This window comes from Granulicella sp. WH15, from assembly GCF_009914315.1.
Taxonomy (GTDB): domain Bacteria; phylum Acidobacteriota; class Terriglobia; order Terriglobales; family Acidobacteriaceae; genus Edaphobacter.
In genome coordinates, this window is record NZ_CP042596.1 from 981,913 (window position 1) to 996,127 (window position 14,215).

Consider the following 14,215-nt stretch of genomic DNA (forward strand, 5'->3'; position numbering starts at 1 on the left):
GTTGATCCTCTTGGTTAGCGCCCTCATGCGGGAGCAGAGCAGTAGCAGAAAACTCTACCACTAGTTGAAATATCGCTTCACTACGGCGACCAACTCTTCGGCGGCTTCGGCCTGCGCTGGTTCGACCTTGCTGGGGACAGGGAGAATATGAAATCGCACGTGGCCTTCGATCAATCCTGCCATAAGTCCGTTCAACGCGCCGCGACAGGAGGCCACGAGCTGAAGAATATCTTCGCTATTTCTGTCGCCTTGCAGTGCTCGCTCGATCGCTTCGACTTGTCCTTTAATACGGCGGACCCTCCCTAACTGCTTCTTTAAGTCTTTCGTGGTATGGGACAAGGGCTCTCCTCTCAGGAAATCGGTTTATCTCACGTTATGTGGATCGAATCTTATCGAGGCAAAAAGTTGGTGGCGCGGGCCGGACTCGAACCGGCGCATAAGAGCTTTGATGGCTCCTCCCTTACCTCTTGGGTACCGCGCCCGTTTGGATCTACGTGCCTCCGGCCGCTTTCGAACTTCACGGCACCGAGTGGAGACCTAAATACGTCCACCCTGTATTCCTTTGGCTACGGACAACGGCTGGTGCTGTCTCGTTCTTCCGCTCCACAGGCGAAGCCCAACGACCCCGGCAAAGAGAAGGAGTCCGAGGGGGAGCGCAACCCGATTGAGATCGATCCCGGCGAACTCTCCTCCGGCCAGCCCGAACGAGACGATCACCACCAGGACGCCAAGGGCTCGTGAAGACTGCATCGAACGGGCATCGCCTGTGAGGGCAAGTTGTTGGGTTCTGGCCGCCAGGATGCCATCTGTCCCATCAACCAACATCATCCCAAGCGAGAAGACCAGCCCCAGTATCCACGGATTGAGCTGTCCAGCCAGCAAGATGGCGGATAGCTGGCTGGCCGTCTCAAAGCCCATTCCCAGCAAGACACCGAGAAGGAGCGGGCTAGCCTGGAAAAGACGCGGAGGTTTGGGATGCTTGTGCTGTTTCGGTCTCCATAGCCGCCAGAGATTCGCCACTCCAAGCAGAAGAAGAATCCACGGCGTATAGGGTTCAACATAGCCCGCGAGCAACTTCCCGAAGCCAACGGCGAGGATCGTCACGATAATTCCGTGACCGACGGCGAAGAGAACACCGTTCCAGCGCGATGGGTGGAACCGGGCCAGACCGTCGATGATCGACAGGTGATCCGGGTCTACACCGTGTCTCATCCCAAGTGCGGCGACGACGCTGATAAGTGCCGCTCCTCTCATCGGTGGCCCTCAAACGTGAGCTGCGGTTGTTCCCGATAGGGCATCAGCGCGAGTTCTTGAAGCTCCCTTGGCAGGGGCAGAAGCTCGTCGGCGTTCTTGGACTGCTCGGCCCAGTCGGCGAGCATCGCATAGTGCCGTTGGCTATCCAGAAGCGCCAGCCATTGGGTTCCCTCGGAGCTTGTGATCATGACGACGTTCGGCACATCGCAGGGACCGAGGCAGCCGCTGATCGATAGGTGAACGCGCTTAAGTAGCCCACGCACCTTCCACTCCTGCTTGAGCCATTGCACAGGCACTGCAGGATGGCCCTTCTCCGTCTTCCCGCAACAACATCCATCGCAGATGCTGATCTGCGCAAGCATAAGTCGTTTCGGGACGATGGCTTCTACTGTTGGCATATACTCCCCTATACTTTGCGTTAATGATATCGTATTATCGTTATACATTATGGGAGCCATCGAATGGACCTCTTCGCAAAAAGAAATCCCGTTATGAGTCAACGAACACAAGAGATCAAAGCGAGGGTCACCGAGTTTCTCTCACTAACTGAGGAGGCAACCGTAATGGTGACGGAGCTGAACTGTCAGGACGATGACTGCCCGGAGGTCGAGACAATCATTGCAATCTTCCGGGCTAGTCAGCCGAAGATACAGGCCACTCTTCACTCGTCGATCGACGAGATCACAGAAGCCGAAATTGAACGCTTCTGCAAGAACGCGCAAGACGTACTGCAAGCCGAGGCGACAGTCTCCGTCTCGGACGCGACTAACCAACCCATTTAAGGAGAACGGCACATGGCAACCGCAGTAGTGAGTGAAGACAGACGTGTTCCCGTAACCGTCCTGACCGGCTTTCTCGGTTCGGGCAAGACCACCCTCTTGAATCGCATCCTGACCGAGCAGCACGGCAAACGCATCGCCGTCATCGAGAATGAGTTCGGTGAGGTAGGGGTCGATCAGGAGCTCGTGATCGGCGCTGAAGAAGAGATCTTCGAGATGAACAACGGCTGTATCTGCTGCACCGTTCGCGGAGACTTGATTCGCATCCTCGGAAATCTGATGAAGCGCCGTGAGAAGTTCGACTACATCCTGGTCGAGACGACGGGCATGGCCGACCCTGGCCCGGTGGCACAGACTTTCTTCGTCGATGACGAGATGCAAAGCCGTCTCAAGCTCGATGGCATCGTGACTCTCGTTGACGCCAAGCACGTTTGGCAGCACATCGACGATTCGGACGAGGTCAAGGAGCAGATCGCATTCGCGGACGTCATTCTGCTCAATAAGACAGACCTTGTGAGTGGCGAGGAGTTGGACAAGCTCGAACGCCGCATCCATTCCATGAATGCGGCGGCGAAGGTCTATCGCACGCAGGATGCTGCCATCGACATGGATAGTGTCCTCAACGTCGGCGGCTTCAACCTGGACCGCGCTATGCAGGTCGATCCGCTCTTCATGGAGCCTGAGTACCCGTTCGAATGGGGAGGCGTCTTCTCTCTGAAGGCGGGAACTTACAGACTTCAGCTTCAGTCGGGTCCGGATCCTGCGATGACAGTGGTATTACTCCCTGCGAAAGACGGCAAGTCTCTCGACAGTCTGGAGTCAGTCCTCATGGATGCTGTTCTTGAATTCTCTGCTGGAGCCGAGCTGAAGACGCCCGGAGATCTAATCATGGTCAGTCAACCAACCGAGCTATCGCTCGAAGGTCCGGACCTCACGTACACGATTGAGATTCCTGCGGACGGAGACTATGCTCTCTTCACCCAGCACCATCCCGATGAGTTTCAGGCCAAGCTGCTCGGGGCCGGTGGTGAGCTGGCTCCAAGCGTAGAACGGGTGTTCAAGCCCGACCATGAACACGACGAAGAGGTCTCCTCCGTAGGCATCGACGTTATAGGAGATCTGGACAAGCGAAGGTTCAATCAATGGCTGGGCTTCCTGTTACAGACGCAGGGCACCGATATCTTTCGCATGAAGGGAGTCATCAGCCTCAAAGATGAGACGGAAAGGTTCGTCTTCCAAGGCGTTCACATGCTCTTCGACGGTCGCCCCGACAGACCGTGGGGGAACAATCCTCGTCGCAACCAGCTCATCTTCATCGGAAGAAATCTTGACCGGGCCGCGCTGAATGAGGGGTTCAATCAATGCCTGGTATAGCGGAGAGAACAGTAGAAGGCACGCTTCCGAAGACGTGGGAAGCGGAGCTGGATGAGGCGGCAGTCTCTATTGCATGGGCGGCCAGCGGCGGGTGGCTGGCTGCCGCTTCCGCCAGTGGCGCGATCTACCTCTTTGAGTCACTCACAGGCGCCGAGGCGAAGAAATGGACCGGACACCGCAACGGTGCCATTGTTGTGGCCTGGAGTCCTAAAGAAGAAGTACTCGCCAGTGGTGGACAGGATGGTAAGGTTAACCTCTTTACCCCTGAAGGCGACGCTCCCTTCGCATCTCTCGATTGTGGAACGGCGTGGGTGGAACATCTGGCATGGTCACCCTCGGGCAGGTATCTCGCGACTGCCTGTGGACGCACTCTCCGGCTCTGGTCGAACAAAGGAGAACTGCTCCAGAGCTTCGAGGAGCAGCCGAACACGATCGCCGGAATTGACTGGCGCTACGATTCGGAGGAGCTGGTCTCTGCCTGCTATGGCCAGGTCGTCTTCTGGAAGCCGTCAAGCAGTTCTCCAACAAGGACGTTTGAATGGAAGGGTTCCATGCTCTCAATCGCGTGGAGCCCGGATGCAAAGTACCTCTGCCATGGAAACCAGGACTCGACGGTCCACTTCTGGATCGTCGCTACAGGGAAGGAGTTGCAGATGTCGGGCTACCCGTTGAAGGTGGCTCAGATCTGTTGGGAGAGGCGTTCAAAGTATCTCGCAACGGCAGGCAGTCCGCAGATCACGGTGTGGGATTGCTCCGGCAAGGGACCTGCGGGGAGGAGACCGGAGACGCTAAAGCATCACCGTCTTCCAATCAGAGCGATGCGCTACCAGACAGATGGGCCTCTGCTCGCCTCAGGGTGCGCGGAGGGACGTGTGGCTGTATGGAGGCCGAGCAAACGAGATAAACCCGATCTGACTGCTCATCTGCAATCGCCAATTACCGATGTTGCCTGGTCCCCGGGAACTGCGCGTCTCGCTGTCGCCGCTGAAGACGGTAGAGCGATTGCTTTTGACGTAGTAGCTAATTCCAAATGAGCGAAGGAGGTCCGGACGACGTAACCGGATCTCCTCTGCTTCAACCCCTGACTTCATCGAATACCTTTGCGAACGGACTTGACGATGAGGAAGACGCAACAAAAGGATGCAATTCGAAGCGCGTTTGTCCTTCAGAATCGACCTCTATCCCCGGAGGAGGTTCTCGTGATCGCGCAGGGCTACACGAAGAGCCTGAGCATTGCGACTGTCTATCGGAACATCCATAGTCTTATTGAAGAAGGCTGGCTCGAATCCGTTGAGATGCCCGGGCAAGTGACTCGATATGAGGTCGCCGGCAAGGCTCATCACCATCACTTCCTTTGCCGAAGCTGTGGTGGAGTCTACGAGCTTGATGGATGTCCGGCCCCAAAAGAGATTTCGTTGCCACCTGGATTTACTGCTACAGGCCACGAGTTCTTTGTATTTGGCAAATGCTCAGCATGTCCGATCAGCGAAGTCCGTCAACTCCCTCGAACCGTGGTTGTCGATAAACAACGGAATCATCGGATGGCGATGATTGATCCGTTAGAGGAGTCCAATGAATAATGCTCTTTTGATGATAGTGGGTGGTCATGGAATACGAGCAGCAACAGCGTTAGCAAAGTGATAGATGCCGAATCTCCCAATAAGTGGCTGCATAGGTTCAGAGGCTTGTATTATTGATATATGACTCTCGATAGCATTAGCAGCGGGGTCCGTGTTTCCATCATGTTGAGGAGTAGCTGATACCACCAATGATTCGGACTGCGTCGCGATCTGTACGGAGCTACTGTTCTGTGATGGAAGACCTGAGGGGAGCATCCAGGGATGAATCAGAGCGTGCCAGTGCTACCGAACGAGTAGAGATTCAGCCGGGGTTTGAGCTGCTCCTCAGTCGATATCAGACCGGCACCGCCAGGACACTTCATGTCAAAGTGGATCGTCCGATGTTTTCGTTCGGATGCATTGAAGAGGGCCGTATGGAGATCGCAGGCATCGTAGGGGATGTCGTCCTTCGCGAGGGAATGGGCATCAATATGTGGGCCAGCGAAGGGCGCTACTCCTTCAAGGTCGTTCCGGGGATGTATCGTTCGCTTTCACTTGAGGTAAGCGCCGATTTCCTTGCCGACAGGATCATTGGCCCCGATTTTCCATCGCTTCAAGTGTTGGAGCGCGCACTGGCTAAACCGAGTTTTCCTTTGTTTTTTCGTACCCAGCCTCTCTCTTCTATTTCCCAACTGGCCTCTGCAGCGTTGTTGAACTCTCCCGCCGACGTTCCCTTTCGCTCTCTGTTTCTGGAATCACATGCTTTGACAATTCTGCGCGAGCAATTGATGAACGTTGTCCCACAGAACACAACCACCAAGAAAGATCTCGCACTAGGACGCAAGGATATCGACAGGCTTGAAGAGGTCCGTCGACTGCTGGTGAATAGTCCGGAACAGTCGCCAAGCCTTTTCGAACTGGCGGCTCGGGCCGGTATGAACGAATGCACAATGAAGCGGAACTTCCGCACGCGGTTCGGGATGACCGTCTACGAATATCTCCGCCGGCATCGGATGAGGATCGCAGACGGAATGTTGCGAGCGGGTTATTGCACTATAAGCGAGACTGCCACGGCGGTTGGGTATAAGAGCGCGGGGCGTTTTGCTATGGCATTTCGTCGAGAGTTCGGCATCTCTCCCAAGAAACGCCAGATGATCGTGCGCGGCCGCACAGAACCCCCTAGAGCAGAAAGCGCAGTAGGCGCCTTTCCAAACTAACGCCCCTGGCGGCAACAAAATATTCCGTCGCGGCAAAGTTTTTTGCTTCTGCGATGTCTAGACTAGTTATCAAATGATAATAGTCTCTCGTTTGCATGAACATGCACGACCCCTTGCTGTCTCTTTTTCCCTGGTAGCCTGTCTGCTACTCTCTCCAGGTTCTTTCGCGCAATCGGCGCAAAACGTTGGGGCTTTGCACTCATCGCCGGGACTCGGAACGGCGACGCTCGCGGGCAAGATTCTTGATCAGCGGGGTCGAGCTCTGTTGTCATCGTCGGTCACAGTCATCACGATGGGTGGACGGACAGTTAAGGCGATGACAGATGATCGGGGGCTATACAAGGTCACGAACCTGGAACCTGGGGCCGCCCAGCTGATCTTTGAAGCTCCCGATATGGAGAGGTTCTCCACAGCGATTTCGTTGCACGAGGGAGAGAACTCGTTCGATGAGCATCTGGCCGTATCGCCCCTGAACAGCTCCGTCGTTGTCACAGCGCAGAAGCGCGACGAAGAACTGGAACAGACCCCAGTCAGCATCGATCTCATCACCGGCAATCAGGCCGAGCGGGACGGCATTCACGAGCTTGGAGATCTGAACGGGAAGGTATCGAACTTCCTGTACTCCAATACTGGTTCTCGCGGCGTGTTCAGCATCTTCATCATGCGCGGGTTCGCCAATAATGCGAACTCGATCGATCCTTCTACCGCATTCTATGTCGATGGCATCCCGGTCAATGACTTCTTCACGCTAGACCAGCAGCTCATCGACATTGACCACATCGAAGTCCTGAAGGGACCCCAGGGCGCGCTGTACGGAGCCAGCAGCGAGGCTGGCGTGATCAACATAATCAGTAAAGCGCCAACGAACGAGTATCACGGCACAGTAACTGGATCTTATGCCAGCTACAACGGATATCAAACCGGGGTTTCGGTCTCCGGGCCGGCGATCAAGGACCGGCTGCTCTTTGCGGTCTCCGGAGCTGTCGATGGAAGAGATGCCTTTGTGACCGGATATGTCGATGGTAAGGGCATCAATACGCAGTCTTCACGCTTTGGCCGCGCTCGCCTCGACTGGATTCCTCAGGAGAAGTGGCGCTTCAGCGCCGTCATCGACGGAACGCATGTCGCCGACGGCGGAAGCTATGTTTTGATTCCAACCGATCTGACCCAGTTCAATCAGACTGTCCTCGCCGGCCTTCCTCCCCTTCAGCCCTATCAGGAGCCAGTGGATACCGACGGCAGCAGTGGCCTTGGAACGAACTCCGAATCTCTTCAGTCTTTCTACTCCGGTAACAGCTTCAACTTCACGGCGCTCGTGGCCCGACGCGAGGCCCTGGCCCACTACGTCCAGGATGCGGATCTCAGCCCCGTCCCGTTTTATGTCAATGATTTCCGCTTTCGTCATCCGGCGTGGAACGAAGAGTTCCGCTTCCAGTCTCCCGATAAATCAAAGAAGTGGATATGGACAGTGGGGGCCTCGTTCCTGAACGATACCCGGCATAACCAGGATTTACTCAATATCAGCCCCGCCAATCCTTATGGGTATCCCGCATCGACACTGTCCTATGGCGATCCGCTAATGACGAGCTTTATCCCCGCAGTGTTCGGTCAGGTTTCTACCCGACGCTTCCATGAGCGGCTTGGCATCACCGCGGGCTTCCGGGAGGAGTGGCTCGGACGCTCTCTGCTTCGACAGCCTAATCCGAACGGGATCACCTACAACGGAAGCATTCACGATTCCATTCCGTTGCCGAGCTTCATCGCTGACTATCGGGTCCGACCCAATCTCTTTGTGTATTACTCCCTGGGGAGAGGGTGGGTTCCGGGTGGCCAGAATATCTACGCAACGACACTCGATACTGCTCTCTACAAACGGCAGTCAAGCCTGTCAAACGAGATTGGTATCAAGACGACGCAGTTCCATGACACGCTCGCCATCAATGCGGACATCTTTCATAACGGTGTTCAGAACTACCAGGACACGGTCTACGCCGGAATTCTGACCTCTTACTTTGGCAATGCAGCCCGGGCGCACATGAACGGAGCGGAGCTAGAAGCAGGATGGCAGCCGGTGCACCAGGTCAAGTTCGATGCGAACGTGGGATTGATCTCCGCGCGCTATGACGACTACGTGGTCAACCCAAGCACGAACCTCAATCTCAATAACTCACGTATTCACAGCGTTCCTGGCACGACCACGACACTTTCTGTTCAATACAGCCCCTACCATGGGTTCTTCCTCAAGGGCGAATGGAATGAGGTTGGCTCTCGCATCGAATACGATCTCACCTCCAGCATCTCCGCGGTACCTTACCGCTTCGGTGGATACGGCATCTTCAATCTCCAGGCCGGTATCGACCACAACCGATGGTCCACTCTCGTCTTCGCTAACAACCTCGGCGACCGTCTTTATTTTCCATGGATCACCGTAGGCACAAACGATGGGACAGGTTATCAGGGTGGAATCGGAATTCCTGGAATGCGTCGTCAGATCGGTTTTCGGACCGCCCTTCGTTTTTGATGCAGCACGATTCCAACACACACAAGAGACTGCGTTACAAGGAGAGGGTCGCATGGAACTGGTAATTCGAGCACTGTCCAAAACATACCGGAGCCGCGGTCAGACGGTGCATGCGCTGGCGGGTATCGATCTGGCGATTCGGGCCGGACTTTTTGGTTTGCTCGGTCCCAATGGTGCAGGCAAGAGCACCTTCATGAACACGTTGGCGACCTTGCAGCGACCCGATAGTGGGTCGATCCACCTTGACAGCCTCGATGTCCTGGCCGATGCCGCCGCGCTTCGTGCCCGACTCGGCTATCTGCCGCAGGACTTTGGCGTCTATCCCGGGCTCTCAGCGGTTGAATTGCTGGACTATCTGGCGCGACTCAAAGGGATTGAAGACTCGAAGCAGCGTCATCGTCATATCTCGGAGCTGCTCTCGCTGGTGAATCTCGAAGCCCACAAGAACCGAGCGGTCGATACCTACTCCGGTGGAATGCGCCAACGCTTCGGGGTGGCGCAGGCCCTGCTGGGGAAGCCTGACCTTGTGATCGTCGATGAGCCGACGGCGGGGCTTGATCCCGCGGAACGAAATCGCCTGCACCGAATGCTCGCGGAGATCAGCGAACGCACCATCGTGATTCTTTCGACTCACATCGTCGAGGATGTGTCGAATCTCTGTCCAAGAATGGCGATCCTCGACCGCGGGCAGATCCGTCTTCAGGGCAGCCCGGATGAGCTCGTACAGAACTTGTCCGGCACCTTGTGGCAGGCACTCCTTACCGCATCTGAATTAGCTGAGTGGAAGGCGCGAACACGAGTTGTTTCGACGCGCATGTCAGCCGGGAAGAATCTGCTCGTTGTTCAGGCAGAGTCTTCTCCCGGTGCACCATTCCGCGAGAAGACCCCCGACCTTGAAGACGTCTACTTCATCACTGTCCCGCAGGGCGAGGAGAGCTAGTCATGTTTGGTCAGGTCTTTCTCTTCGAGTTGAAACAACGATTGAAGTCGCCGGTCATCTGGGTCCTGGCTGCGTTGCTTGCCATCAAGACGATCAGCGATATGTTGGGCGGCGAGTGGCAAGGTCTGGCGGGTGGAGGTGTCCCGCGCAATGCTCCCTTTGCCATCTACTATGTCTGTGTCTACGCGACCTTCTGGACCGTAGTCTTCGGAGCCGGGCTGATGACCGCTCCGCTACTCCGGGATGCGCAGACACGCATGGCCCCGTTGGTGAACTCGTCGCGTGTGACGAGCGGCGGATACTTTTGGGGGAAATTCCTCGCTTCACTGATCGGCCTCTTGGTCGTCATGCTGGGCATCGTTGTGGGAATCGCACTCGTTCCAACTGTCGAGCAAGTCTTCCATCTTGTCCCAGCCATGCAGCTCATGCCGACTCCGTGGGCTCATGTCTTCGTCGCGTGGATGGTCTGGATTCTGCCCGGTTGCATCATCTACGGCAGCATCCACTTTGCGCTCGCCGCATTTACCGGCCGAACGCTGCCTTCGTATGGACTTGCGGTTTTGAGCATGGCGGTCTTCACTCTCTTCTTCGTCGCCTTCAGTGGTGTCACCGGCAGTCGCCTCTTCTGGCTTGAGGTGCTCGACCCGATGGGCCATCATACGGCCACCGCGCAACTGTCACTGTGGACGGTTGCGGAGCGCAGTCATCGCTTCCTGCAGCCTCAGTTAGGACTTGTTCTCAACCGCGCGCTCTATCTCGGAGGAGCGCTTGTGCTTCTCCTTATCGCCCGTTGGCGCTTCAGTCTTCCGGCTCTGGTTGCAAAGGTGAAGTCTCCTTCGGGTGTGAAAAAGCGTCCGAACAATGCAGGTGCTGAAGCCGCACACTATTCACTCAACGAGAGGGTCGTTCCAGTCGTAACTAGCTCAACCGCCCAGTTTCGGAGCTTGCGGGTCGCCTGGTATCTGGCGTTGCGCGAGCTGAAGATTACCTGGACCGGGACGGCTTTCCGTATTGTCATCGGGGCCGTCGTTCTGCTTGGTTTTCTTGGCGCCAGGTTTGGCAGCGCCGATTACTACACCCAACCGGAACAGCATCTGCTTCCCGCCGCACAGTATCTGCTCGAACTCGTCGACAAGCAGATGTTTCTGATGCTGGTGATGGTCGGAATCTACTTCGGCTCTGAGATGCTAGCCCGTGATCGCACGGCACGGATGGCGATGCTGGTCGATACCGCTCCGGTCTCGACAAACACGCTCGCTGGCGCACGATGGATGGGAGTAACCCTTCTCTCCTTGACTCTCGCGCCGCTTGCTCCGCTGACTGTCTTCCTCTTTCAGAGCGTCAACGGGTACTGGGAGCTCTTTCCAGCGCACTTCCTCAGAAGCTTTCTCCAGATGGCGCCCCAGGTGATTGTCTTCTCGTGGCTGGCGATGTTTCTCTACAGCTTGACCCGCAGCAAGGTCGCCAGTCAGTCGATTAGCATTCTGCTGCTTCTGTTCTTTGCGATCCTGCATTCGATCAATGCCATAGAGCAGCACTTTTTCGTGCTTGGCTTGCCGGTCGATCTGGTCTTCTCCGATTTCCGGGTAATGGCCGCCTCGAATGCACGTCACCTGAGTTTCGATGCATGGTACTTCGGGATAGCAGGTGCGCTTGCTGTTTTTGCGGCATGGCTCTGGCCTCGAGGCACAGAGACCTCTCTGTCGAAGAGACTCTCAGCATCACGCTATACCATTTCATGGTCGAGTCTCGTCCTCCTGATGCTTGCTCTGATCTCTCTTGCGGGCGGTGGGATTAATGCGTGGCGCGAGATCCATGTGAGGCATTTGTATCGGTCAGTCAAGCAGGAAAGACAAGATGCCTCTACCTATGAAACGAGGTACTCAGGGGATCGAATCTGGCCTCAACCCTCCATCCGGAAACTGACTCTTCAGGTAGCCATCGATCCAGATGCAAAACGTATGAGCTATGAGGGGGAGTGGAGACTCAGCAATCAGGGGACACAACCAATCAACCGACTTCACATCGAGATGCCGGAGGACGCAGACTCTCTTGAACTCTCCGCTCAAGACGCCTCGATAGAGCGTCAGTTCTCGGATGAGATTCACCGAGTAGGCATCTGGCAACTATCTCCGGCCCTGCTGCCTGGCCACACTCTAAATCTGCACGTAAGGAGTGGAGTCCGGTTTCACGGTTTTGAAGAGAAGCCTTTCGAGGGAACGGTGGGGGAAGATACGGCTTGGTTCAGGACGAACTTCCTGCCGCATTTTGGATATGACGCAACCCGTGAGATCGACTCGCCGACACATCGAACCGAATATGGCCTCGGTATTCGTCGAGATCGAGAAGTTCGCAATAACGTTCTTGCCGTCAACGACAATGCCGGTTGGATAGACCTGGACCTGTCAGTCTCCACTCCTGCGGGCTGGAACGTGGTTGCAAACGGAACCCGGGGTGGTGAGGTTGCTGACCGCGGCAAGCAGACGACGCATTTCGAAGCCCGACATGTGCCGCTTGCGCTTCAGGTCGTTGCGGGAAAGCTCGCGACCCATGTGGAGACTCTGACTTCTCAGGATGGCCGCAAAATTCTTCTGACCTTTGCCTACCATCCTAACCACGCGGAAAATGTGGCGCGAATGGCCACGATTCTTCGCTCGGCATTTACCGAGTGGGAGCGCAGGTTTGGCCCATGTCCCTCCGGCTTCATCTCACTTGCGGAGATTCCTCAATATCAGGAGGATGGAGAGCCGGAAAGACTGACGCCGACTACATCTGCATCAGGCATAATCGTTATGCCTGAACGCCTCGGATGGCTGCACAACTATAGAACAGAACCAGCTCGGGACTGGTTGACTTTTATTCTCGGACAGGAGCTTGCGCGAACCTGGTGGGGAACGCAGCTCGCCTCCCGTGAAGGCCCCGGTTCATCACTGGTAGATAATGGTGTGCCCATGTTGCTGGGATTGACCATGATCGAAAAGATGCATGGTACGAAAGCCGCTGACGACTACGCCTCGCTGCTCACGGATCGTTTACGCGAGGAGATGGCGCGGGAGGCTGGAGTTCCAGCGTCGATCCTCACAACGAACTTCGAAGATTACGCCGGCATGCAGGCGGGTCTGGAACTCTATGACCGGAGACGGAAAGTAGGCAGCAGCCAATTTGATCGTCTGCTAGATCAAGCATGGAAAATGAATGTTTTGGGGACAGCCGTTTCTCCGAACGCATTTGCGGGAGGGTTGGGATTATCCCAATAGCGGGAAACTCCGCCAAACGGGAATCTACAAATTAGCTGTTCGAATAACCTACAGCAAATCAGATATTGTCTCTCTTATGGACCTCTCTTGTTGACGAAATTTCCATAGGGGATATTCGGTCTAATATTCATAAAATAAATGCTTTACGCGTAAAATTTGAAAGCGCCCTACGGCAGCTCAAAAATGCTGTAGGGCGCCGGGCGTTCTTAGCGCGGTATGGACAACCGAAGTCGATCTCCTCCCACTTGGCCCCGATCAGCTCCCCCGTACGCACGAACGTATTCGCAATAAGCTTGATAGCCAGTCTCGTTAGAGGCATTCCCTGGTAGACCTCAATCGCCCTCAGAAGGGCCGGAAGCTCTTTGGCGTCGATCCGGGCGTAGTTGGTCTTCGAAACCGACTTGAGGACGTCGGCGGGCTTAATATCCGCCGCCGGGTTCCGCTTCGCGTATCCGTGAGCGATGGCGTACCGGAAGACCTGCCCCACAGTCTCCAGGGCACGCTTGGCCAGATCGTAGGCCTCCCGGTCTTGGATGGTCTGCACCATCGCCACCAGCGCGGAGCTTCTATTTCGGTGACAGGGAAGCTTCCGGGGGAGGGGAAGACGTCGGCCTGCAATCTGCGCAGAACGGTGTCCGTATGGCGCAGGCTCTTCCCGATAGCCCAATGCTGGTGCCACTGCTCGGCTATGGACTGGAGGGAGTGCTCCTCGGCGGTCTTCGCTGCCACCTTCTCAGCTTTGCGCTCGGCCATCGGGTCGGTTCCAGCCTTCAGGAGTTTCCGTGCCGCGCTGTGCTTCTCTCTCGCCTCCAACAAAGAGACGTCAGGATACTGGCCGAAGGTCATCAGCTTCTCTTTGCCCTCGAAGCGGTATTTCCAGCGCCACAGCTTCCCGCCCGCCGCCGTCACCAGCAGATAGAGGCCGCCGCCATCTGGAAACCGGGCATCTTTTGCCCCAGCCTTCGCATTTCTGACCCGCGTATCCGTCAATTTCACCAAGATACCCCCAATCCTCAACCCCGATACCCCCGAATATGCCCCCGCTGGAGCATGGCTGCCACTGGACGTTCTTAGACGCCTATGGGTGGGGTTATTGATTTTATTGGGGTTATTCTCGGATTTAGGCAAGAAAAAGACGTCCGTGGACGTCTCTGGAAGTGTTATGGCGGAGGGGGAGGGATTCGAACCCCCGTTACCTTGCGGTAAAGCGGTTTTCAAGACCGCCTGTTTCAACCACTCACACACCCCTCCGCGGGGAGCCTATCGAAAGGTTAGCAGGAATCAGTGCATCGCTGCGATACTGAATGCAGTCTA

At 56.0% G+C, this 14,215-nt stretch carries 12 protein-coding genes and 1 tRNA gene; 8 read left to right on the plus strand and 5 right to left on the minus strand.

The window, feature by feature from the left end; all coding sequences use genetic code 11:
- Positions 1-60: 60 nt before the first annotated feature.
- The 3 genes from FTO74_RS04270 to FTO74_RS04280 all read right to left on the minus strand — a co-directional run bounded on the left by FTO74_RS04270 (position 61) and on the right by FTO74_RS04280 (position 1,517).
- On the minus strand, positions 61-339 hold the full coding sequence (locus FTO74_RS04270; RefSeq protein WP_162537026.1) for a metal/formaldehyde-sensitive transcriptional repressor: 279 nt from the start codon (positions 337-339) through the stop codon (positions 61-63).
- A gap of 198 nt (positions 340-537) precedes the next feature.
- The gene (locus FTO74_RS04275) at positions 538-1,254 is read right to left on the minus strand and encodes a nickel transporter (protein ID WP_162537027.1); all 717 of its coding nucleotides are present in this window, start codon (positions 1,252-1,254) and stop codon (positions 538-540) included.
- Entirely contained in the window at positions 1,251-1,517 is a 267-nt protein-coding gene (locus FTO74_RS04280) for a hypothetical protein (RefSeq protein WP_220399075.1), read from the minus strand. The genes FTO74_RS04275 and FTO74_RS04280 overlap by 4 nt, the downstream gene beginning before the upstream one ends.
- Before the next feature lie 228 nt (positions 1,518-1,745).
- Between FTO74_RS04280 and FTO74_RS04285 the strand changes: the two genes are divergently transcribed.
- The 8 genes from FTO74_RS04285 (at position 1,746) to FTO74_RS04320 (ending at position 12,901) form a co-directional block, all read left to right on the plus strand.
- On the plus strand, positions 1,746-2,036 hold the full coding sequence (locus FTO74_RS04285) for a hypothetical protein (RefSeq protein ID WP_162537029.1): 291 nt from the start codon (positions 1,746-1,748) through the stop codon (positions 2,034-2,036).
- A gap of 12 nt (positions 2,037-2,048) precedes the next feature.
- Entirely contained in the window at positions 2,049-3,407 is a 1,359-nt protein-coding gene (locus FTO74_RS04290; protein WP_162537030.1) for a GTP-binding protein, read from the plus strand.
- Positions 3,395-4,441, plus strand: a complete 1,047-nt coding sequence (locus tag FTO74_RS04295; protein ID WP_162537031.1) for a WD40 repeat domain-containing protein — start codon at positions 3,395-3,397, stop codon at positions 4,439-4,441. Before FTO74_RS04290 ends, FTO74_RS04295 begins: the two co-directional genes overlap by 13 nt.
- An 84-nt stretch (positions 4,442-4,525) precedes the next feature.
- Complete coding sequence (locus tag FTO74_RS04300) at positions 4,526-4,987, plus strand: transcriptional repressor (RefSeq protein ID WP_162537032.1); 462 nt, start codon at positions 4,526-4,528, stop codon at positions 4,985-4,987.
- 233 nt (positions 4,988-5,220) lie between these two features.
- Positions 5,221-6,183, plus strand: a complete 963-nt coding sequence (locus FTO74_RS04305; RefSeq protein ID WP_162537033.1) for an AraC family transcriptional regulator — start codon at positions 5,221-5,223, stop codon at positions 6,181-6,183.
- Positions 6,184-6,475: 292 nt separating this feature from the next.
- Positions 6,476-8,704 carry a TonB-dependent receptor plug domain-containing protein gene (locus FTO74_RS04310; RefSeq protein ID WP_162537034.1) on the plus strand — a complete coding sequence of 743 codons (2,229 nt, stop codon included), beginning with the start codon at positions 6,476-6,478 and terminating at the stop codon, positions 8,702-8,704.
- Positions 8,705-8,756: 52 nt separating this feature from the next.
- Positions 8,757-9,644, plus strand: coding sequence for an ABC transporter ATP-binding protein (locus tag FTO74_RS04315; protein ID WP_162537035.1), 888 nt, complete (start codon positions 8,757-8,759; stop codon positions 9,642-9,644).
- A 2-nt stretch (positions 9,645-9,646) separates the two neighbouring features.
- Entirely contained in the window at positions 9,647-12,901 is a 3,255-nt protein-coding gene (locus tag FTO74_RS04320) for a M1 family metallopeptidase (RefSeq protein WP_162537036.1), read from the plus strand.
- A 342-nt stretch (positions 12,902-13,243) separates the two neighbouring features.
- Here the strand turns inward: FTO74_RS04320 and FTO74_RS04325 are convergent, their stop codons facing one another.
- Together FTO74_RS04325 and FTO74_RS04330 are read right to left on the minus strand one after the other, a co-directional pair.
- A complete protein-coding gene (locus tag FTO74_RS04325) occupies positions 13,244-13,897 on the minus strand; it encodes an Arm DNA-binding domain-containing protein (protein WP_220399076.1) in 654 nt (217 codons plus the stop codon).
- Between the two features lie 167 nt (positions 13,898-14,064).
- Positions 14,065-14,152: transfer RNA gene (locus tag FTO74_RS04330), tRNA-Ser, on the minus strand.
- Positions 14,153-14,215 lie beyond the last annotated feature (63 nt).

Bases quoted from the DNA above. Each gene is read 5' to 3' on its own strand.
- FTO74_RS04315 (WP_162537035.1), top strand. From the start codon at position 8,757: ATGGAACTGGTAATTCGAGCACTGTCCAAAACATACCGGAGCCGCGGT.
- FTO74_RS04320 (WP_162537036.1), top strand. From the start codon at position 9,647: ATGTTTGGTCAGGTCTTTCTCTTCGAGTTGAAACAACGATTGAAGTCG.
- FTO74_RS04285 (WP_162537029.1), top strand. From the start codon at position 1,746: ATGAGTCAACGAACACAAGAGATCAAAGCGAGGGTCACCGAGTTTCTC.
- FTO74_RS04290 (WP_162537030.1), top strand. From the start codon at position 2,049: ATGGCAACCGCAGTAGTGAGTGAAGACAGACGTGTTCCCGTAACCGTC.
- FTO74_RS04300 (WP_162537032.1), top strand. From the start codon at position 4,526: ATGAGGAAGACGCAACAAAAGGATGCAATTCGAAGCGCGTTTGTCCTT.
- FTO74_RS04275 (WP_162537027.1), bottom strand. From the start codon at position 1,254: ATGAGAGGAGCGGCACTTATCAGCGTCGTCGCCGCACTTGGGATGAGA.
- FTO74_RS04295 (WP_162537031.1), top strand. From the start codon at position 3,395: ATGCCTGGTATAGCGGAGAGAACAGTAGAAGGCACGCTTCCGAAGACG.
- FTO74_RS04310 (WP_162537034.1), top strand. From the start codon at position 6,476: ATGGGTGGACGGACAGTTAAGGCGATGACAGATGATCGGGGGCTATAC.
- FTO74_RS04305 (WP_162537033.1), top strand. From the start codon at position 5,221: ATGGAAGACCTGAGGGGAGCATCCAGGGATGAATCAGAGCGTGCCAGT.